At 70.5% G+C, this 21,310-nt stretch carries 15 protein-coding genes; 3 read left to right on the plus strand and 12 right to left on the minus strand.

Translation table 11 applies throughout. The features are described from left to right. Positions 1-88: 88 nt before the first annotated feature. Together AB0M73_RS29555 and gltB are read right to left on the minus strand one after the other, a co-directional pair. Complete coding sequence (locus tag AB0M73_RS29555; RefSeq protein ID WP_363897084.1) at positions 89-1,528, minus strand: glutamate synthase subunit beta; 1,440 nt, start codon at positions 1,526-1,528, stop codon at positions 89-91. Then, positions 1,521-6,020: a glutamate synthase large subunit gene (gltB, locus tag AB0M73_RS29560; RefSeq protein WP_363897087.1), complete on the minus strand. Its 4,500-nt coding sequence runs from the start codon at positions 6,018-6,020 to the stop codon at positions 1,521-1,523. The genes AB0M73_RS29555 and gltB overlap by 8 nt, the downstream gene beginning before the upstream one ends. Positions 6,021-6,426: 406 nt before the next feature. Between gltB and AB0M73_RS29565 the strand changes: the two genes are divergently transcribed. Next, complete coding sequence (locus AB0M73_RS29565; protein WP_363897090.1) at positions 6,427-7,131, plus strand: SDR family oxidoreductase; 705 nt, start codon at positions 6,427-6,429, stop codon at positions 7,129-7,131. Positions 7,132-7,223: 92 nt separating this feature from the next. Continuing rightward, positions 7,224-8,258, plus strand: coding sequence for a zinc-dependent alcohol dehydrogenase family protein (locus AB0M73_RS29570; protein WP_043732635.1), 1,035 nt, complete (start codon positions 7,224-7,226; stop codon positions 8,256-8,258). A gap of 3 nt (positions 8,259-8,261) precedes the next feature. On the opposite strand, the gene AB0M73_RS29575 is transcribed toward AB0M73_RS29570, so the two are convergent. The 9 genes from AB0M73_RS29575 to AB0M73_RS29615 all read right to left on the minus strand — a co-directional run bounded on the left by AB0M73_RS29575 (position 8,262) and on the right by AB0M73_RS29615 (position 19,796). Next, a complete protein-coding gene (locus AB0M73_RS29575) occupies positions 8,262-9,161 on the minus strand; it encodes an acyl-CoA desaturase (RefSeq protein ID WP_052396814.1) in 900 nt (299 codons plus the stop codon). 98 nt (positions 9,162-9,259) lie between these two features. Continuing rightward, positions 9,260-9,655 carry a MarR family transcriptional regulator gene (locus AB0M73_RS29580; protein WP_363897094.1) on the minus strand — a complete coding sequence of 132 codons (396 nt, stop codon included), beginning with the start codon at positions 9,653-9,655 and terminating at the stop codon, positions 9,260-9,262. A 55-nt stretch (positions 9,656-9,710) separates the two neighbouring features. Continuing rightward, positions 9,711-10,079: a nuclear transport factor 2 family protein gene (locus tag AB0M73_RS29585; RefSeq protein WP_363897097.1), complete on the minus strand. Its 369-nt coding sequence runs from the start codon at positions 10,077-10,079 to the stop codon at positions 9,711-9,713. Beyond that, entirely contained in the window at positions 10,076-10,921 is an 846-nt protein-coding gene (locus tag AB0M73_RS29590) for an NAD(P)H-binding protein (RefSeq protein ID WP_363897100.1), read from the minus strand. The genes AB0M73_RS29585 and AB0M73_RS29590 overlap by 4 nt, the downstream gene beginning before the upstream one ends. Before the next feature lie 97 nt (positions 10,922-11,018). After that, positions 11,019-12,119, minus strand: a complete 1,101-nt coding sequence (locus tag AB0M73_RS29595) for a DUF222 domain-containing protein (protein WP_363897103.1) — start codon at positions 12,117-12,119, stop codon at positions 11,019-11,021. A gap of 585 nt (positions 12,120-12,704) precedes the next feature. Then, the gene (locus tag AB0M73_RS29600; protein WP_363897106.1) at positions 12,705-13,469 is read right to left on the minus strand and encodes a crotonase/enoyl-CoA hydratase family protein; all 765 of its coding nucleotides are present in this window, start codon (positions 13,467-13,469) and stop codon (positions 12,705-12,707) included. 14 nt (positions 13,470-13,483) lie between these two features. Further along, on the minus strand, positions 13,484-16,399 hold the full coding sequence (locus AB0M73_RS29605; RefSeq protein ID WP_363897109.1) for an AAA family ATPase: 2,916 nt from the start codon (positions 16,397-16,399) through the stop codon (positions 13,484-13,486). A 144-nt stretch (positions 16,400-16,543) separates the two neighbouring features. Further along, complete coding sequence (locus AB0M73_RS29610) at positions 16,544-16,747, minus strand: hypothetical protein (protein WP_363897112.1); 204 nt, start codon at positions 16,745-16,747, stop codon at positions 16,544-16,546. A gap of 43 nt (positions 16,748-16,790) precedes the next feature. Beyond that, positions 16,791-19,796, minus strand: coding sequence for a type 2 lanthipeptide synthetase LanM family protein (locus tag AB0M73_RS29615; RefSeq protein ID WP_363897115.1), 3,006 nt, complete (start codon positions 19,794-19,796; stop codon positions 16,791-16,793). A 228-nt stretch (positions 19,797-20,024) separates the two neighbouring features. On the opposite strand from AB0M73_RS29615, the gene AB0M73_RS29620 reads away from it, so the two are divergent. Then, entirely contained in the window at positions 20,025-20,387 is a 363-nt protein-coding gene (locus tag AB0M73_RS29620) for a hypothetical protein (protein ID WP_363897118.1), read from the plus strand. A gap of 31 nt (positions 20,388-20,418) precedes the next feature. Here the strand turns inward: AB0M73_RS29620 and AB0M73_RS29625 are convergent, their stop codons facing one another. Further along, positions 20,419-21,297: a hypothetical protein gene (locus AB0M73_RS29625; RefSeq protein ID WP_363897121.1), complete on the minus strand. Its 879-nt coding sequence runs from the start codon at positions 21,295-21,297 to the stop codon at positions 20,419-20,421. Positions 21,298-21,310: the final 13 nt, after the last annotated feature.

Here is a 21,310-nt window from a genome sequence, read left to right on the forward strand (position 1 = left end):
GCCGTTCGGAGCAATCCGCATGCAGGGAAGGACGCCTTACCCGCGTTGAACGAGGGTAAGGCGTCCTTCCCTGCATAACCAGGGGGTGTCAGGCGAGGGCTCGGTCGGTGGGGCGGATGGGGGCCGGGAGGACGTCGCGGCCGGTGAGGTAGGTGTCCACCGCGGCGGCGGCGGAGCGGCCCTCGGCGATGGCCCACACGATGAGCGACTGGCCACGGCCCATGTCGCCGGCCACGAAGACGCCGTCGACGCTGGTGGCGAAGGAGCGGTCCCGGGCGACGTTGCCGCGAGGGTCGAGGTCCACGCCGAGGTCGGAGACCAAGCCCTCCTGCTGCGGCCCGACGAAGCCCATGGCCAGCAACACCAACTGGCACTCCAGTTCTCGCTCGCTGCCCTCGACCGGCGTGAACCGGCCGTTCTCCATGCGCACCTCGACGAGCTTGAGCCCCCGCAGGTTGCCGTCGGCATCCCCGAGGAACTCGGCCGTGGACACGGAGTAGAGCCGCTCGCCACCCTCCTCGTGGGCCGACGTCACCCGGTACAGCATGGGATAGGTCGGCCACGGGTGGTGCGGCGCCCGCGACACAGGTGGCTGGGGCATGATCTCCAGCTGCGTCACGGAAGCGGCGCCCTGACGGTGCGCGGTGCCGAGGCAGTCGGCGCCGGTGTCGCCGCCGCCGATGACCACGACGTGCTTGCCGGCGGCGCTGATCGGCGAGTGCGCGTACGCCTTGTTGGCCGGCGGCAGGTACTCCATGGCTTGGTACACGCCGGTGAACTCCCGACCCGGCACGGGCAGGTCCCGCCACACGGTCGCGCCGCCGGCGAGCACCACCGCGTCGTGAGAATCCCGAAGCTCAGCAACGGAAAGGTCCTCGCCGACGTTCACACCGGTGCGGAACTCGGTGCCCTCGGCCCGCATCTGGTCGAGACGGCGGTCCAGCCGCCGCTTCTCCATCTTGAACTCGGGAATCCCGTACCGCAGCAGCCCGCCAACGGCGTCGGCCCGCTCGTACACGACCACCGAGTGCCCGACGCGGGTCAGCTGCTGGGCGGCGGCCAGGCCGGCCGGGCCGGAGCCGACCACCGCGACCTTCTTGCCGGTCAAGGAAACCGGCGGCTGCGGCACGACCCACCCCTCGTCCCAGGCCCGGTCGATGATCTCCACCTCGACCCGCTTGATGGCCACCGGATCGGAGTTGATGCCGAGCACGCACGCCGCCTCGCACGGCGCCGGGCACAACGTCCCGGTGAACTCCGGGAAGTTGTTGGTGGCGTGCAGCCTCTCGATGGCGTCACGCCAGTCCTGCCGCCACACCAACGTGTTCCACTCGGGGATCAGGTTGCCCAGCGGACATCCCTGATGGCAGAACGGGATCCCGCAGTCCATGCACCGGCCGGCCTGCTTCTCCAGCCGGTGGTGCTCGAAGTCCTCGTAGACCTCGCGCCAGTCCTGCAGCCGCAGGTCCACCGGGCGGTAGCTGGCGTTCTCCCGCGGCGTGGTGAGAAAGCCCTTGGGGTCAGCCATGGGAGGCCTCCATGATCGCGGTGTCCACGTCCCTGCCGTCGGCCTCCGCACGGGCTCGCGCGGCCAGCACCCGCTTGTAGTCCTTGGGCATCACCTTGGTGAAGCGGCCGACGGCCAGCTCCCAGTCGGCCAGCAGCAGGTCCGCCACCGCCGACTCGGTCTCGCGCCGGTGCCGGTCGATCACCTCGTGCAGGAAGACCTGGTCCTCCTCGGTCAGCTCGTCCAGGTCGACCATCTCCTGGTTGACCCGAGCCGGGTTGAGGTCCAGCACGTACGCCACGCCGCCGGACATGCCGGCCGCGAAGTTGCGGCCGGTGGCGCCGAGCACGATCGCCCGCCCGCCGGTCATGTACTCGCAGCCGTGGTCGCCGACGCCCTCGACGACGGCCAGCGCGCCGGAGTTGCGCACGCAGAACCGCTCGCCGACCTTGCCCCGCAGGAACAGCTCGCCGCGGGTCGCGCCGTAGGCGATCACGTTGCCGGCAATGATGTTCTGCTCGGCCGTGAACGGCGCGGACGGATCGGGGCGCACGGTGACGCGCCCGCCGGACAGGCCCTTGCCGAGATAGTCGTTGGCGTCGCCGACCAGCCGCAGCGTGATGCCGCTGGGCAGGAACGCGCCGAACGACTGCCCGGCGGTGCCCGTGAACGTCACGTCGATCGTGTCGTCCGGCAGGCCCTCGCCGCCCCACCGCTTCGTGAGCTCCGAGCCGAGCATGGTGCCCACGGTCCGGTTCACGTTGCGCACGGGCAATTCCAGCCGAACCCGGTCGCCCGAGCCCAGGGCGCCCTCGGCCAGCTGGATCAGCGTGTTGTCCAACGCCTTCTCCAGCCCGTGGTCCTGGGCGGTGGTGCGGTGTCGGGCCGCGCGCGGCGGCAGCTCGGGCACGTGGAAGATCGGCGTCAGGTCGAGACCGGACGCCTTCCAGTGCTCGACCGCGCCCGCGGTGTCCAGCAGCTCGGCGTGCCCGACCGCCTCCTCCAGGGACCGGAAACCCAGCTGCGCCAACAGCTCCCGGACCTCCTGGGCGATGAACTCGAAGAAGTTCACCACGTACTCGGCCTTGCCGCTGAACTTCTCCCGCAGCACCGGGTTCTGCGTGGCCACGCCGACCGGGCACGTGTCCAGGTGGCAGACCCGCATCATGATGCAGCCGGACACCACCAGCGGGGCCGTGGCGAAGCCGAACTCCTCCGCGCCCAGCAGCGCGGCGATGATCACGTCCCGGCCGGTCTTGAGCTGGCCGTCGGTCTGCACCACGATGCGGTCGCGCAGCCGGTTGGCCAGCAGCGTCTGCTGCGTCTCGGCCAGGCCCAGCTCCCACGGCGCGCCGGCGTGCTTGATCGACGACAGCGGCGACGCGCCGGTGCCGCCGTCGTGACCGGAGATCAGCACCACGTCGGCGTGGGCCTTGGACACGCCCGCCGCGACCGTGCCGACGCCGACCTCGGACACCAGCTTCACGTGGATGCGGGCGGCCGGGTTGGCGTTCTTGAGGTCGTGGATGAGCTGGGCCAGGTCCTCGATCGAGTAGATGTCGTGGTGCGGCGGCGGGGAGATCAACCCGACGCCCGGCGTGGAGTGCCGGGTCTTGGCGATCCACGGGTAGACCTTGTTGCCGGGCAGCTGCCCGCCCTCGCCGGGCTTGGCGCCCTGCGCCATCTTGATCTGGATGTCCTCGGCGCTGACCAGGTACTCGCTGGTGACGCCGAACCGGCCGCTGGCCACCTGCTTGATCTTCGAGCAGCGCTCGGGATCGTCGAGCCGGTCCGCGTCCTCGCCGCCCTCGCCCGTGTTGGACTTGGCGCCGAGCCGGTTCATCGCGATCGCCAGGATCTCGTGCATCTCCTTGGAGATCGAGCCGTAGGAGATGGCGCCGGTGGCGAACCGCTTGACGATCTCGGCGACCGGCTCGACCTCCTCGATCGGCACCGGCGGCCGCACGCCGTCGCGGAACCGGAACAGCCCGCGCAGCGTCAGCAGCCGCTCGGCCTGGTCGTCGACCGCCTTGGTGTACTCCTTGAACACCTCGTACTGACGGGTGCGGGTGGAGTGCTGGAGCTTGAACACCGTGGTCGGGTTGAACAGGTGGGCCTCGCCCTCGCGGCGCCACTGGTACTCGCCGCCCACCTCCAGCTCGCGGTGGCTGGCGTGCACGCCGTCGGCGGGGAACGCCTTGCGGTGCCGGCGGGCCACCTCCTCGGCGATCTCGTCGAAGCCGACGCCGCCCAGCCGCGAGGTGGTGCCGGTGAAGCAGTCGTCGATCACCTCGGAGCCGACGCCGATCGCCTCGAAGATCTGCGCGCCGGTGTAGGAGGCCACCGTGGACACGCCCATCTTGGACATGGTCTTGCGCACGCCCTTGCCCAGCGCCTTGATCAGGTTGCTGGTGGCCTTGTGGGCGTCGACGTCCGGCAGCTCCTCGACCGTGGCCATCGCCAGGTACGGGTTGACCGCGGCCGCCCCGTAGCCGATGAGCAGCGCGATGTGGTGCACCTCGCGGGCATCGCCGGCCTCCACGATGAGGCCGACCTTGGTGCGCGTCTTCTCCCTTACGAGATGGTGGTGCACCGCGCCGGTCAGCAGCAGCGACGGGATGGGCGCGTACTTGCCGTCGGCGCCACGGTCGGACAGCACGATCAGCCGCGCGCCGTCGTCGATCGCCTCCGACACCTCGGTGCGGATCTCGTCCAGCCGGGCCCGCAGCGCGGTGCCGCCGCCGTCCACCCGGTACCGGCCGAGCACGGTGACCGCCTGGTAGCCGGCCATGTCGCCGTCGTCGTTGACGTGCACCAGCTTGGCCAGCTCGTCGTTGTCCAGCACCGGGAACTCGAGCGAGATCCGGCGGCAGGACGCGGGCGTGGCGGCCAGCAGGTTGGTCTCCGGGCCGACCGTCGCGGTCAGGGAGGTGACCAGCTCCTCCCGGATCGCGTCCAGCGGCGGGTTCGTGACCTGCGCGAACAGCTGCGTGAAGTAGTCGAACAGGCTGCGGGAGCGGTCCGAGAGCACGGCGAACGGGGCGTCGTTGCCCATCGAGCCGATCGGCTCGGCCCCGGTCAGCGCCATCGGCCGCAGCAGCAGCTGCAGCTCCTCCTCGGAGTAGCCGAAGACCTGCTGGCGGGTGACCAGCGCGGCGTGCTTGGGCATCTCGCGGTCGCGTTCCGGCAGGCCGGCCAGCCGGACCATGCCGGCGTCCACCCAGTCCTGGTACGGGTGCTCGGCGGCCAGCGCGGACTTGATCTCCTCGTCGTCCACGATGCGGCCGGCCTCGGTGTCCACCAGGAACATGCGGCCCGGCTCCAGCCGTCCCTTGCGGACGACGCGCGCCGGATCGATCTCCAGCACGCCGGCCTCGCTGCCCAGCACCACCAGGCCGTCGTCGGTGACCCAGTAGCGGGCCGGCCGCAGGCCGTTGCGGTCGAGCACCGCGCCGATCACGCTGCCGTCGGTGAACGACACCAGCGCCGGGCCGTCCCACGGCTCCATCAGGGCCGAGTGGAACTCGTAGAACGCGCGCCGGGCCGGATCCATCTCGGTGTGGTTCTCCCACGCCTCCGGGATCATCATCAGCACCGCGTGCGGCAGCGAGCGGCCGCCCAGGTGCAGCAGCTCCAGCACCTCGTCGAAGGACGCGGAGTCGCTGGCGTCCCGGGTGATCACCGGGAACAGCCGGGACAGGTCGCCCGGGATGAGGTCCGAGTCGAGCATGGCCTCCCGCGCGTCCATCCAGTTCCGGTTGCCGCGCAAGGTGTTGATCTCACCGTTGTGCGCGATGTACCGGTACGGGTGGGCCAGCGGCCACGAGGGGAACGTGTTGGTGGAGAACCGGCTGTGCACGAGGCCGACAGCGCTGTCGACCCGCTCGTCGGTGAGGTCGGGGAAGAACCGGGCCAGCTGCGGCTCGGTCAGCATGCCCTTGTACACGATGGTGCGGCCGGACAGGCTCGGGAAGTACACGTCGGCGTCGTGCTCGGCGCGCTTGCGGACGCAGAAGGCGATCCGCTCCAGCGCGAGGCCGTGGACCGCGTCGTCCACCGGGGCGAGGAACAGCTGGGCGAAGTGCGGCATCGTGCTGGCGGCCGTCGGCCCGACGTGCTCGGTGTCGACGGGCACGTCCCGCCACCCCAGCACTCTCGTGCCCTCCTCGGCGGCAATCCGCTCCACGGCGGTGACGGCCGCCGCGCGTTCGGCGGTGTCGACCGGCAGGAAGGCCGTGCCGACGAGGTAGCCGCCGTCCGCCGGCAGCGGCAGGTCGGTCACCTCGCGGAAGAACGCGTCCGGCACCTGGATCAGGACGCCGGCGCCGTCGCCGGTCTCCGGCTCGGCGCCGCGGGCGCCCCGGTGTTCCAGGTTGCGCAGCGCGGTCAGCGCCTTGCGCACGATGTCATGGCTGCGGCGGCCGGCGAGATCGGCCACGAAGGCCACGCCGCACGCGTCGTGCTCGAACTGCTCGTCGTACAGGCCCCCGACATGGGGGTGGTGGTGGATCACGGCTGTACGGCCCTCCCGTGGTGGGACGCCCTGTCGCGGGGGCGTGCGTCTGACGCGGGGGTGCTCGAAATGGCCCGGGAACGGGCGGGTAAATTGGCACGCACGACGCTGTGCGCTGACCGAATGCCCTCTTGAGGCAGGTCACAGTGCTCCCCGAGATGGGGTCCCCGGGGTGGTCGGGGGTCTTGTGACGATAGTGTGAACGTGGGGTTATCCGCACTACCCGTGTTCCACGCCACAGCAAGTTGCATCTCAATTGTTGCGCGGACGGACCTGTTTCGCCTGGTCGGCGGTACCGCGAGCGGGCGATGATGATCTCACTATCCGGGAGTTCGGCCGGGTGGGTGTGTGGCGCCCAGGTAACCGCTGCCTTCCTGGTCCCGGCGATCCGGCGTGGACTGTCGGCATGTCGAAAGTCGTTCTTGTCACCGGGGCTTCCTCGGGTATCGGCGCGGCCACTGCCCGCCACCTCGCGGCCGCCGGTCACCGGGTCGTGGCCGGCGCCCGCCGCGCTGAACGCCTGGCCGAGCTCGCCGGGCCGTTCATCGACGTCCATCCCTTGGACGTCACGAGCCTGGACAGCATGCGGGCCTTCGTCGACGCCGCGGTCGGTCGCCATGGCCGGGTCGATGTGCTGATCAACAACGCCGGCGTGATGCCGCTGTCGCCGCTGGCGGATCTGCGGGTCGACGAGTGGAACCAGATGATCGACGTCAATCTGCGAGGGGTCCTGCACGGCATCGCGGCGGTGCTGCCGTTGATGCGTGCCCAGGGCGGCGGGCACATCGTGAACGTCTCGTCGGTGTCGGGGCATCGAGTAGATCCGACGGCGGCGGTCTACAGCGCCACCAAGTTCGCCGTGCGGGCGGTGTCGGAGGGATTGCGTCAGGAGAACACGGACATTCGCGTCACCGTCGTCAGTCCGGGCTTCACCGAGAGCGAACTGAGTGACCACGGTGGCTCCGCCGCCGCGCAGGCGGCCGCCCGCGCGGCGGCGGCGCAGTTGGCCATCCCGGCGTCCGCTATCGCCGAGGCGATCGGCTTTGCCGTCGACCAGCCGTCCATTGTGGACGTCAACGAGCTCGTGGTGCGGCCCACGGCGCAACCGTGACCATGGTCTGGAGCTGGTCCCGCTCCAGCTCGGGCGCGCGGGAAAACGGCTAGGGTTGGCCGGTTCCCGAACTTTCGACGCATGGGGTGACGATGCGAGCGACCTTGCTCTACGGAAAGGGCGACATCCGCGTCGAGGAGGTGCCGGATCCGAAGATCCAGCAGCCGACCGACGTCCTGGTCCGGGTGACCCGCTCCTGTGTGTGCGGCAGCGACCTGTGGCCGTACCAGAGCGCGCCGGACGTCGAGGCCGGCCGGCGGATCGGCCACGAGTTCATCGGTGTCGTGGAGGAGACCGGTGCGGACGTGGCGACGCTGGCCAAGGGCGACGTCGTGGTGGCGCCGTTCCTGTGGGCCGACAACACGTGCGACTACTGCCGGGCCGGCCTGCAGACCTCGTGCCGCAACGGCGGCGGGTGGGGCTTCGGGGGCGTCGACGGCGGCCAGGGCGAGTACGTCCGCGCGCCGCAGGCCGACGGCACCCTGGTGAAGCTGCCGGTGGGGGAGGACGACGAGCTGATGCCGTCGCTGCTGACCCTGTCCGACGTGTTCAGCACCGGTCACCACGCGGCCCGCACGGCCCGGGTGGAGAAGGGCTCCACGGTCATCGTGATCGGCGACGGCGCGGTGGGCCTGTCCGCGGTGCTGGCGGCCAAGCGGCTGGGCGCGGAGCAGATCGTGCTGCTCGGCCGGCACCAGGCCCGTACCGACCTGGGCCGGGAGTTCGGCGCGACCGATGTCGTGCCGGAGCGCGGCGAGGAGGCCGTCGCCCGGGCCAAGGAGCTGACCAACGGCGACGGCGCGCCGCACGTGCTGGAGTGCGTCGGCACCCTGGGCGCGTACGAGACGGCCCTCGGCGTGGTGCGCCCCGGCGGCGCGATCAGCCGCGTCGGCGTGCCGCAGTACACCGACGGGCCGGTCGGCCGGGTCCTGTTCGGCCGGAACGTCACGCTGACCGGCGGCGTCGCGCCGGCCCGCGCCTACATCGAGGAGCTGCTGCCCGACGTGCTGTCGGGCGCCGTGCAGCCGGGTCGGGTCTTCGACCGCACGATGGCGTTGGCCGACATCCCCGAGGCCTACCGGGCGATGAACGACCGGGAGGCGCTGAAGGTCCTGATCAAGCCCTGATGATCAAGCACGGAGCCGGCTGAGGCGGCGGGTGCTCGGCCAGCGCACGTCGCGCACCCAGCCCAGCTTCTCGAAGATCCAGATCAGCCGGGCGGACACGTCGACCTGGCCCCGCAGCACGCCGTGGCGGGCCGAGGTCGGGTCGGCGTGGTGCAGGTTGTGCCAGGCCTCGCCCATGCTGAGGATGGCCAGCGGCCAGAAGTTGGCCGACCGGTCGCGGGCGGCGAACGGGCGGTCGCCGATCATGTGGCAGATCGAGTTCACCGACCAGGTGACGTGGTGCAGGAAGGCCACCCGGACCACGCCGGCCCAGAAGAAGCCGGTCACGGCGCCCCACCAGGACCAGGTGACCAGGCCGCCGACCAGGGCCGGCAGGAGCAGCGTGGCGAAGGTCAGCGGGCCGAACAGGCGATGCACCAGACGCATGTCCGGGTCCGCTTCCATGTCCGGCGCGAATCGCTGGCGGTTGGTCAGGTCGCGGTCGAAGATCCAGCCCATGTGGGCGTGCCAGAAGCCGCGGACCAGGGCCGCCGGCGAGGTGCCGAAGTTCCACGGCGAGTGCGGGTCGCCCTCGCGGTCCGAGAAGGCGTGGTGCCGGCGGTGGTCGGCTACCCAGTGCAGGACGGGGCCCTGCACGGAGAGGCTGCCGGCCACCGCCAGCGCGATCCGCATGGCCCGGCCCGTCTTGAACGAGCCGTGGGTGAAGTAGCGGTGGAATCCGACGGTCACGCCGAGGCAGCTGACCGTGTAGAAGACCGCGGCCGAGATCAGGTCGGCCCAGCCGACTCCCCAGCCCCACAGCACCGGGATGGCGGCGACCAGCGCGATCGCCGGCACGATGGCGAAGATGTACACGGCGACCTGCGCGGGCATCTTGCGTTTGCCCTCGTGCAGCGCGGTCATCCGGCGGGTGTCCTTGGCGTCGGCCAGGGTCGTCATGAGGGCGAGAGTACGGGTCCAGGCCGGGGTGTTCGCCAGACCCACCGGTGAAAAGTAGTTGTCTAGTGGTTTGCCTCGTGCCGCACGTTCGCCACCAGCAGCGCGAGCGTGTCACCCAGTTCGGTGAGCCGCTCCGGCTCGATGCCGTGTCGCAGCCGTTCGTCGAACTCGCCCGCCGCCTTCCGGAGCCGGTGAAATGCCTGCTCACCGTCGTCGGTGAGCTCGATCTGGTGGACCCTGCGATTGGCCGGGTCCCTCCTTCGGGTGATCAGTCCGTCCCGCTCCATGCCCGACAGGTGGTGGGTCATCGTCGCCTCGCGCAGCTCCAGCGCCTCCGCCAGGTCTCGTTGCGTCGCACCGGGATTGATCTTGAGCTGCAGCAGCACCAGCCACACCGACTGCGAGCCGCCGGCCGCCGCGAGCGCGTCTTCGAAGGCCCGGCTGAGGGTGCGTGCCACTCGGGCGACAGCGAGCCCGATCGGTGGTTGCTGTGGACGGCCCATGGCGTCGAGCTTAGGCCGGGCGTCCGATGGGGCTCAGCTGCGTGCCCGCCAGCTGCCAGTTGTCGCCGTTTCGCACCCAGATGTGCGTCGACCGGAACCTTCCGTCCGACGGCGTGCCTCGGTAGGCCGCCTTCTGCGCGTGGATCCCGATCACCAGCGCCGTGTCGCCGATCTCGCGGACCTCTCGCTCCTGCCAGTCCAGCTGCGTCGTCACCAGGTCCCCGCTGCGGTACCGGTCCAGCCACTGTGTCTTGTCCAGCACGAAGCCGAACGGTCCCACCAGCCGGAAGTCCTCGGCCGTCATCCCGTCCAGTGTGGACACGTCGCCTTTGACTTCCGCTTGCGCCCACTGCGTTTCCAGCTCGTCGATCGTGCTCATTGCTCCTCCTTGAAGTGCTTTTCCGCCCACTGCTCGAATGTCGTCGTCTTGCGTTCGAGGATCTTTTCGGTGGCGTCGGAGATCTCCGCCCCGTAGTCCCCTCTGAGCACGTGCTCCACCAGCGCTTCCGCCAGCCCACGCTCCATGCCTCCCCGGACGATCCCGTCGACCGTCTCTTCCACCGTCGGTTCCCTGAGCGTCAGCCGTCGATTCAGGATCTTCGCCACGATGTCCAGTTCTTGTTGCGGCGTAATCGCTTCCGGCCCCGACAGCTCTAGCGTCTGGTTCGCGAGGCCGCCCTCCGTCAGCGCTTTCACCGCCACCGCCGCAATATCTTCCGGCGCGATCGGCGCCGTCCGCTTCTTGGCGAACGCCACCGTCACTTCGTCGCCCCTTCGCAGCATGTGCTTCCAGTGCAGCGTGTTCGACATGAACCTTCCCGGCCGGAGCATCGTGTAGTCGATCCCGCTCCCCGTCACCGCCCTTTCGTCTTCGCGGTGCCATGCCGCCACCTTCGGGTGGCTGTCTTCCCCTCCCTTCGCCACCGAGAGCTTCACCAGGTACTCCACGCCCGCCTCTTTCGCCGCCCTGACCTGGGCCTTCGTGTGCAGGTTCTCGCTCCCCGTCACCTGCCCCGTCATCAGGAACGCCTTTCGCACCCCTTCGAACGCCTCCCTCAGGCTCTCCGCGTCCTCGCAGTCCCCTCTGACCACCTCCACGCCTTCCGGAAACCTCGCCCCTTCCGGCCTCCTCGTCATCGCCCGCACCGCCAGCCCTCGCGCCGCCAGCGCCGTCACCACCTCGGCCCCCACGTGCCCCGTAGCTCCAGTCACCAGGATCATGGCAAGAAGGTTAGATGCCTAAGAGTTAGATGTCAAAGTATCTCGTCGACCCACGACGTGACGTGAGTAGCACACCTGACGTGACCCCCGGTCAGCCTCAGAACGGCGGCTCGTCCAACGGTTCGGGCTTGATGACGTACGTCTGCCCCCACCGCGTCTTCACCGTCGTGGTGCCGTCTTTCTCGATACTCACCTCGGCGTTGGTGGCGTGCTTGTACCGATGATGCCGCCGATCCAAGGGCGCGAGATTGGTGCCGGTCGACTCACCCAACGGCCACGGCGTCGCATGGTCGATGTCGCACGACCGCGAGGGATGCGAACAACAGGGCATCACGCACGTCTGGTGGCGGGCGCGGACGAACCGATCCACGCCGACCTTGGGCCGATACAACTTCGGCGTGTACTCCACCAGGTGCCCGGCCGGGTCGGTCAACAACCGGTGGAACAGCGTGCCGGGGTGGGACATCAACTCTCGCACCACTGCGGCGGGAATCAACTGCCCGGCCGCCATCCTCCCGGGCCGCTCGTCGACACCCAGCAGGGCGGTGATGGGCACAGTCACCTGGATCAGCGGTTTGAGCCCGGCGGTCTTGGGATCTTCGAGAATCAGGCCGGCCATGACGTCGGCGCGGACGGCGTCGATGGTGCGGCCGTTCTTGGCTTCCTGGCTGGCGATGCGGTCGATCTTGGCGTACATGGCCTGGGCGATCTCGGCGGGCTGTTGGCAGGCGAGGGTGGCCATGCTGTCTTCGTCGTCGTAGAGGACGACTTTCCGGTCGCGGCGGGCTTTTTCGCGGCGTTCCAGGTGTACGGCGGGGTCGGCGCGCTGCAACCGGGCTTGGGAGGAGCGGCGGAGTTGTTGAGGGGAGCGGCCTTCGGCGGTTTCCAAGGTCTTGGCGACGACCCGTTGGGCGAGGTCGTCGGGGTAGTCCTTGGTGGGGTCGACGATGGCGTGGGCGGAGCGTTCGGAGATGGCGCCGGCGGCCATGGCGTCGAAGACGTTGGGGAATAAGGACTCTACGCGGGCGCACCATTTTACGGTGTCCTCGGCGTTGGCGGGCGAGAGTCCGAGGGCCATGCCGATGTCGGTGGGGACGTACTCGTCGGTGTACAGCTCGGCGATGAGGCGGGCTCGTTCGGCGCTGAGCCGGCGGATGAGGCGCTCGCATTCGAGCAAGCGAGCGACTTTGTGGTTCATACCAGCAATTCTACGCGCCAAAGAAGATCGACTCGAATCACGAATGGGTGAAAGATGTTGGGGTGCAACGACTTGTGGCGACAAAAGCTGGCAATGAAGGGGGTGGGGTAGTGGTGTTGGCAGGCAACGGGTGTGGCTGGAATGTGAGTAACGGCAGGGACTGCTGGCAGGGGCTGATCGGCCAGCAGGGAGAGTGCGGGGTGAAGGTGAGTGGCGGGGGCGGCTGGCAGGCACAGGGCTACTTGCCAAGCGGCCAAGGTGCTTCTTGGTGGAGGACGTGGCTGTGAGTGAGACAGCCTGGTGCTCCTGTTGGGTTGGATGACGGAGGGCCGTCCCGGCGGACAGACCGACGGCTGGAAGGACAGAGACAGCCGACAGGCTCCGGCAATGGCTGCCGGGGCGGGTCGAACGGGGGGAGTTGTTGTGGTACTGGGGCCGACGGCTGGAAGGGCAGGGACAGCCGGTAAGGCCCGCCTCTGGGACGGGTTCAGCAGCGGGACTTGGACACCACGCCGGCGGGGCGGAACGACCGGGAGCTGCCAACTGCGCCACAAGAACAGCCGGCAGCTCCCCGAACCACAGGACCTACTGCCCGGTCCAACGGGGCGGGCGCTTCTCGGCGAAGGCCTGGGCGCCTTCGCGGGCGTCGGAGGAGGCGAAGACGGGGGCGGTGATGGCCTCCTGACGGGAGAAGGCCTCGGCGGAGGGCCAGTCGCGGGACTCGACGATGACCTTCTTCGTGGCACGGACGGCGAGGGGGCCGTTGGCGGCGATCTCGGCGGCCAGGGAGCGGGCGTCCGAAAGGGCTTCCCCGGGCGAAGCCAACCGGTTGACGAAGCCGAAGTGGTGGCCGCGAGGCGCATCGAGGAAGCCGCCGGTCAACGCCAGCTCCATGGCCACGTGGTAGGGGAGGCGAGAGGGCAGGCGGAGGACACCGCCGCCGGCGGCGACGAGACCGCGCTTGACCTCGGGGATGCCGAACTTGGCGTCGGTGGATGCGACGACGAGGTCGCAGGCGAGGGCGATCTCCAGGCCACCGGCCAAGGCGTAGCCCTCGACGGCGGCGATGAGGGGCTTCACGGGAGGCCGCTGGGTGATGCCGGCGAAACCACGGCCCTCGACGGTGGGGAACTCACCCCGCACGAAGGCCTTGAGGTCCATGCCGGCGCAGAACGTGCCACCGGCGCCGGTGACGATGCCGACGACTAGGTCGTCACGGCGGTCGAGCTCGTCGACGGCGGCGGCGAGGCCCTCGGCGACGGCCCGGTCCACGGCGTTGCGCGCGGAAGGGCGGTTGATGGTGATCACGGCGACGCCGTCGGAGAATTCGGTCAACACCTCATCGGACATGGGACCCAGGCTAGTCAGGGTGCCAGGATCGCGCTGGCGTAGGTGCTGAGGGCCTCGCGGTCGGGCTGCTGGGTCTTGGCGATGAGGCTGGCGACGTGCTTCTCCACGGTACGAGGAGAGATGTGCAGGCGGTTCGCGATGGCCTTGTTGCCGAGTCGCTCCACCAACAGCCGGAAGACGTCGTACTCCCGCACGGTGACGCCGACGGACCGCAGGGCGCTGGGCACCTGGTCGGCTCCGACGCGACGCTGCTGAACGGACACGCCGACCTGGCGCAGCAGGGCCCGGCAGGCGGACGCGGTGCCGGTGACATTGTTGCGGTGGAAGTACTCCTCGGCATTGCGCAGCCACGTGACGGGATCGCCCCAACCGTCGACGTGGGCGGCCTCGGCGACCAGACGCAAACCGAGGTTCCGCGCCATGGGGAACGCCCCGCCGACCTGCTGGGCGGCGGCCATGGCGCACTCGGCCTGCTCGACCTTGCCCTCCCGGCCGTACAACACGGCCCCGGCGAGCTCGGCGAAGTGCCGGTTCCACCGCATCCCACCGGCCGGCGTGGACGTCACGGAGTGGTGCTGCGACCAGTCGAAGCGGCCCTCAAGGACCCCCAGCAACAGGTCGAGACCGTGCCGCCCGGCCAGGTGGAAGGTGGTGGGGTTCTCGGCCTCGAAAGCCAAGGCCTGCGCCAACTCCCGGTCGGCGAGGTCCCGGTTCTCCTCCAACAGCGCGCAGAAAACCCGGGCCAGGCCGAAGGAAAGGGGCAGCTCCTGCGACCTTTCCCCGCCCCACTGCCGAAACTCGGCCAGTGCCTCGTCCATCTCCCGCCGACGGCCCTGGTGTCCGGCCAGAGTGGCCTTGGCCATCAGGGCATAACGGACGATCGAGCTGAGCTGGAGCCTGCGGGCGGACTCGCCGCAGGCGACGATCCGCTCGGTCGCCAGGTCGAAGTCCCCGCCCAGCACGGTGTGCAGGGCGATGATGGCGTCGGCGTTGTAGGCCATGGTGATCGCGCCGATCCGCAAAGCCTCCTGCCGCGCGCGTTCCAGGCTGCCGGTGTCCGCAGTGGACAGCCAGTCGATGCCGGCCATGCGCATCATGGCGTACGCCCGCTGCATCGGCAGCTGGTGCTGCTCACCGAGCTGTTTGGCCTTCTCCAGGCAGTCCATGGCCTGCGTGATGTCGTGTTCACGGGCGATGATGCCGAGCAGTTCCCACGCCTCGCAGGCGACAACGGGCTGCGAGGACCGTTCGGCGGCGTCCACGGCACGGCGGGCCAAGGCCTCGGCGCGGGTCAGGCGATCCGGGCGCGGGGTGTCCAATTCCAGGTACGCCGCAACAACATCCACCGGCGCGGTGTCCTCGTCGGCGGCGTCGGCGCCGAGCAGAGTACGGGCGGCGGTGACCTGTTCCACGCCGTCCAACGGGCGACCGGCCAGGTAGGCGACCTTGGCCAGCCGGGTGTGCAGGGCGGCCCGCCGCCGGGTGTCCAGGACGTCGCCGTCGAAGTCGGCGAGCTTGCCGGCGAGCTGGAAGGCCCGCTCGAAGTGGCCGGCCTCGGCCAGCGCCGGCAGCAGGGATTCCAGGATGTCGGCCCGGATGCCGGCGTCGAGCTTCCGGGTCAGCAGGCGATTGGCCTTGTCCAGCAAGGTGATCGCGGATCCGGCGGCGCCGTCACGCAAGGCGCGGCGGCCGGCCTCGGCGAACAGGCGACCGGCGGCGGCGTCCTCGCCGGCGTCCAGACGCAGCGAGGCGACCAGCTGGCACCAGTGGCCGGGCAGCGTGGGATGCAGCTCCAGCACGGCATCGGCGGCCTTGGAGGACAGCTCGGCGCGGTCGATGGGCGTGAGCTGGCTGAGCAGAGCCTCCGCGGTCAACGGATGACGGAAGGCGTACCAGTCCGGGGCGGGCTCGTCGGGAGTGACGAGCTGGGCGGCCACACCGGCGTGCAAATGGGAAAGCAGTCCACGATCGTCGATGTCGGCGACCTTGCGTACCACCGAAAGTGGGAACCGGTGACCCAGCACAGCAGCCACTGACAGTAGCATTCGGCCTTGGGGCCCCAGCCGATCCGTGCGGTTGGCGATGCTGCGCACCACCGCCGCCGGCACCTCGGTGCGCAGCTGCCCGACGACCTGCCAGCTGTCCCCGCTGGGCACGAGCAGACCGTTGCTCACCATGCCGTGCAACAGTTCCTCGACGATGAACGGGTTGCCGGCGCTGTCGACCCACAGCCGCTGCACCACCTCGTCGGCGACCTCGACGCCGTTGACCTCAAGGCACGAGGCGGCCATCGCGCGCACCTGCGCCCGATCCAACCGGCGCAGCTCCAACAGGGCCCCGGTGCGCCGCTGCTCGCTGGCCCGGGCCAGGTCCAGAGCCGCGCAGGGCTCGCCGCGAATGGTGGCCAGCAGCATTACGGGCTGAAGGTCCAGATTGTCCGTCAGGTACTCGACGACGGCCAGCGTCTCGGCGTCGGAGTCGTGCAGATCCTCAAGCACCAGCAGGCATCCGCGCCCGCGGCCGGCCACCGACAGCAGCCGCAGCACTGCCTCGGCCAACACGACCAGCGACACCGGCTGCGGCGGCGCACCCGCGCCCCACTCGGGTATCAGCCGGCCCAGAACCGGACGGTACGGACCGAGTTCGTTGTCGTCGAACGGCTCCCCGCCACGGAAAAGCGACAGCAATGCCTCGGTCAACGGACGGAACGGGACCATCGGCCCGATGGTGCTGCCCCGACCGCGCAGCACTCGCATGCCGGCGTCGAAGGCCCGCCCGGTGGCCAGCGCGGCCAGCCGTGACTTGCCGATACCGGCCTCTCCGACCAGGAACGCCGATCCTCCGCGCCCGGCTCGTGTTCCGGACAGCGCCCGCGTGAGCTCGGTCAGCTCGGCGTCGCGGCCGACCAACAGTGGCGCGCGGGTCTGCATGGGGCGACCCTAATCGCACAAGCTTGAAAATCCAGCAGAACTCGATCGTCAATGGCCGAATTGCGGGACGGTCTGCCCCTAGGGGTACGACGGATCCCCCCATCCGGGCACATCGGATGGGGGGACCCGTCGATCAGCCGGTGGTCAGACCGTGCCCGGCGCGCTGACCGTGGTGAACGGCATGGCGGTGACCGCCATGAAGGCGCTCATGCCCAGCGTGAGGCCGGCCAGCGCCCGAGCCCGCGCCCCCGCGCGGGTTCTGGTGCTCAGCACGATCTCGCCGGCCGGGTTCTCGCCCTCGACGGCGGCGAACTCGGCGGCGGTCTCGTCGGCGGTGAAGTCGTTCATCCCAGTCTCCCTCAGTAAATTCCCTCAGTGGCACAACGAAAATTCAGGCGTCGAGCAGGAGCACGGACGGCACCTGGTCGGCGAAGCCGAGTCGCAGCAGGCCATAGCCGACGCCGGCCAGGCCACACAACAGTCCGGGGGTGGGGACCTCGTTGGGCGTGCCGCAGCGCGCCCCGTACTGGTCGAGCGAGCCGAGCACCAGGCCGGCCCGGCGGCCGACGGCCACAGCGGCCCGCGTGTCGCCGGCGCGGCCGAGCACCGTCAGTGCCTCGATGGCGCCGAGCTCACCGTGGCACAGGCTCAGGTCACGCAGGGGCGGGTGTCCCGTGAGGGCGTCCACGCAGCGGTCGAGCCCTTCGTCCGCACGGCCGATCCGCGCCAGCACCGCCCCCGGCACGCCGCCGCACCAGCCGTGATCGTCCAGCCTCGCCGCGGGATCCCCGTCCGCGGCGAGGAAAGCCGCGCCGGCCTCCTCGTGCCGGTCGCTGCCGATCACGGAGGCCAGCCGCAGCAGGGCCCAGCCGGCACCGGCCGGGCCGCGGGCGAAGCCGGTCGCGTCGGTGGTGGCGTGGCGGCCGGTGGCCAGCCGATCGGCGTAGCGAATGGCCAGCGTGCCGGCGGTCGACATGCCGGTCTCGGCGTGCACGGCAAGCATCGACGCCAGGCCACCGGCCAGGCCGTTGGCGACGTCGGCGGGCTCGTCGCCCGCCTCGGTCTCCAGCGCCGTGGCCAGCCGAACGGCCGTGGTCAGCCAGCCCAGCACCTCGGCGTCGTCGCCGAGCAGCCGGTGCAGACGGGCCAGGGCGTAACAGATGCCGCCGAGGCCGTGGAAACCGCCGGAGCCGACGGCCAATGCCAGCCCGAGGTCGTCGCCGAGCGCGTCCAGCAGCCGCGGGATGGGCTGGATCGCCCGCCGGGCCAGGTCGCCGTAGCGGGGCGCGCCGGTCAGCTTGGCCAGCTGCGCCAGGAAAAGGGCCAGGCCCGGGTAGCCGTTGGCCAGGCCGGCGCCCATCGGCAGCACGGTCCACTGCCGGTCGTCCACGAGTTCGAGGCCGAGCCAGTTCGTCCGGTCCGGGCCGGGAACCGCCCGGCCGACCAGTTCGTCGGCGATGCCGCAGGCCGCCGCGAGCAGCCGCTGCGGATCCGGCACGACGGTGGCCACCGCGCCCGGCAGCACATCGACGCCGCGGTGCGACACGGGCTGCGGGCGGGTCGCGAATGAGGCCCGGACCAGCCATTCCTGGTTGTGCCGGTCGATCTCGCCCATGTCGGCGATCTTCGCCTCGGCGGCGTCGAGACCGGACACCGCCAGCAGGTTGGGCAGCCGGACTCCCGTGGCGGAGAAGACGTCGCGGGAACCCACTCGGCAGGTGAACATCGGCACGTCACCGGCCCACAGGTCGGCGATCTCGTGCGGCACGAGCCGGCGTCGCATCGGGTCGTCCAGCGAGTCCGTCCACAGCAGATCGAACACGCTGTCCCGGTCGAGGGCGTCGCGCAGCACATCCGGGTGCGTCGACTCATCCAGCAGCGTCGCGTACAGCGCGGTCGGCCGCGCCACGAAGCGCAGTTCGTCCTCGGAGCAGCTGCGCAGCAGGGTCACGAACGAGGACCGGTGCTCGACGATCGCGTCGTAGGCGGCCTGGAAGCCGGTCAGCAGCGCCGCCTGGTACTCGCGCGGCTCGGCCTCCCGCTCGCCCAGACGCGGCCGGTTGCGGCCTCCCCGCATCGCAACCGGCCGCCGGACCAACCGCATGGAGTCCGTGCCGGCGCCGTCCCAACCCACCCCATCGGTCGGGAAGACGCCCTGGTCACCGCCCAGCCCGGACAGGTCGAGCGAGCCGTTCTCACCCAGCATCACCTGCGGCAGCAGCGCGGTGCGGAACACCGAGCGCACGAGCTCCTGCGCGGCCGGGTCGTGGCCCGTCGCCGTGTCCACCTGCATCGTCGGGTGGAACAGCGTCTCCACGTCCACCAGCACCGGCTGGTCCCCGGCGGCGATCAGGTTCTCGTAGTGCATGTCGCTGCCGTCGACGGCGTAGAGCAGGGCGAGCAGCGCGCCCTGGCGGCGGTAGAACCGGCTCAGCCCGGTCACTTCCTCGCACGGTCCGGCCGAGACGAACTCCTGCCAGCCGTAGCCGTCACGGCACAGCAGGGCGATCCGGCGCAGGCTCAGGTCGTGCACGCGGCCGTTGAGCCAGTCCAGCAGGTCGTTGAAGTGGTCGTGCAGGTCGAGCGGGCGTGGCTTGTAGACGACGGTTCGCCCGTCCTCGAACGTCACGAGGGCGACCGAGCGGCCGTGCTGGTGGGCGTCGCCGCCGGTGGACTCGATCTTGGCCAGCGGGCCGGGGTCGCGGCCGTCCAGCAGTGTCTCGACGATGGCGTCCCGGTCGGCGGCCAGCCGCTCCAGCAGCTCCAGGTGCGCGGCGACGGCCTGCTGGCACGTCTGCGCCAGCAGCCGGGCCAGCACGGGGTACTCCGCGAACAACGCGTCCAGGTCGGGGCGGCGGGCGAACTCCGCGAACCGCTCGGCCGGCGTGCCGCTCTTGAGCCGGCCTTCGGCCCGGGCCCGGTTGAGCTCCAGGACCAGGGTCCGCGCGGCCAGCCGGGCCAGGCAGCGGCCGAGGCAGTGCACGAAGCAGGCGGTGACGTCGGCGTCCGCGGCCCCGGCGACGGCCGCCTCCGCGATCTCCACCAGCGGCCGCAGCCCCGCCGCCAGCGCGCCGATCCAGTCGTCGCCGAAACCCTGGCGGTGGCCGGTCGGCGTGGTCAGGGCCGAGGCGACGAAGTCGGCCCAGCCCGGCCGGGCCACCCGCCGGCCCAGCGCGTCGGGCGCCTCGGCCAGCAGTCCGGTCAGGAGCTTCTCGTCCAGGCCGGCCGCGGCCAGCCGCCGCTCGAACCAGTCCGGGGCCAGCTCCTCGTGCGCCCGGCGCCACCGCTGAAGCCGCTCCAGCGCGTTCGCGGTGCCGCTGACCTGCTGCGACGGGCGGGGTAACCGCTCGTGCAGGGTCAGGCCCCCGGCCCACCAGAACGTCGCTGACTTCGTCACGTTGAGAAAGGTGTCACGTCCGGCACCCCCCTACATGGGTACGCGGCCCCCATATTCGCGCCCCCTACTACCCACCCCCCGGTTTGCCACATGCGCTTCCCCTGTGGCGCCAGATGCCACATGGGAAGCGCATGTGGTTTTAAGGCGTCACTCGATGGGGTGGAGGCGCGGGCGGGAGGGGGCTCGCGCGCGCGAGGATGGGCCGAACGGGGTACTGAAGGAGTGCGGATGTCGGCAATGCGGGTCGGGATCGTCGCGCTGGCGGTGGTCACGGTCGCGGCGACCGGCGCCCCGGCGGCGCTCGCCGTCGGCGGGTGCAGCAGGAGCGCGTGTGTGAACGTGGTGGGCGAGGGCCTGCACGTGAGCCACGTCGACGCGTCCACGACGAAGGACGTCTACGGGCATCTCCACATCTGGGGCCCCGGCCTGGACCGCAACAGCGAGACGGCGCACTGGCCGCAGGGCCGGGTGTTCCGGGTCGACCTCGGCCGCGACGTGCCCAACGGCGCCTGGATCTGCGCGGAGGTCTGGCAGCAGGCCTACCAGGAGTACCTGTCACAGGGGAAGGCGTGCGAGCAGATCGCTTTCTGACGGCGCCGGTGGCGGCCGGCGCCGTCACGACTCAGGCGTTCTGGGCGCCGTTGTAGACGTCCAGGGCGGCGTTGCGGTAGAAGGCGAAGTAGGAGTCGCCCCAGCTGCCGAAGAAGCTGGCGGTCTGCATGGCCGACCCGTCGCCCTGGTAGTTGACGATGAACGCGCCGCCGCTGGCCCCGCCGGACAGGCCGTTGCAGTTGGGGATCTGGACGCCGCCCTGCGGCCCGTCGTAGGGCTGACCCTCGCACCAGACGGCGTAGTCCTTGTCGGCCGGGATGCCCAGCCCGTGCGCGTAGTTGTTGCTGGGCTGGTTGAAGCCGATGCCGGAGCTGCCGACGGCGTCCTGCACGTGCCGGTTGCCGTTGCCGCCGGTGGCCAGCACGATGAAGGCGTTGTCGCCGCCGGGGCTGGTGTCGTCGATCCGCCAGCCCATGGACCGCCAGTTCCACCAGCCCTGGGGTGCGCTGCCACGGTTGTAGGAGGGCGCGAAGCGGAAGTTGTTGTACGTCTGGCCGGTGCTGATGTCCATCACGCAGTGCCGGGCGGTGGCGATCACGTCACGGTTGTTGCTGGTGACGACGTTCGCCGAGCAGAGGTAGTCGCCCTTGCCGGGCACCGAGAACACGAGGCGGCCCATGGTCGTCCACACGCTGCTCATGGGTTGGAAGCCGGCGGGTTCGGTGGCGTGGACGAAGGTCGGCCGGCCCACCTGCTCCTGCGCAGTGGTCGGCAGGGCGCGCGGCGCCGGCATCGGCTTGGCCTGCGCGAGGCGTTGCGGCGTCCAGTACGCGTCGAGGGTGTTGGCGGACACGGCGTTCGTCGCGGTGGCGACGGCCGCGTGCGCGGGAGCCACGGTGACCAGCATGGACAGTGCGGCGGTGAGCAGGACTGCGGCGGTTCTGTGCACGATGTCTACCCCG

Origin of the sequence: Kutzneria sp. NPDC051319, from assembly GCF_040682195.1 — a bacterium.
Taxonomy (GTDB): domain Bacteria; phylum Actinomycetota; class Actinomycetes; order Mycobacteriales; family Pseudonocardiaceae; genus Kutzneria.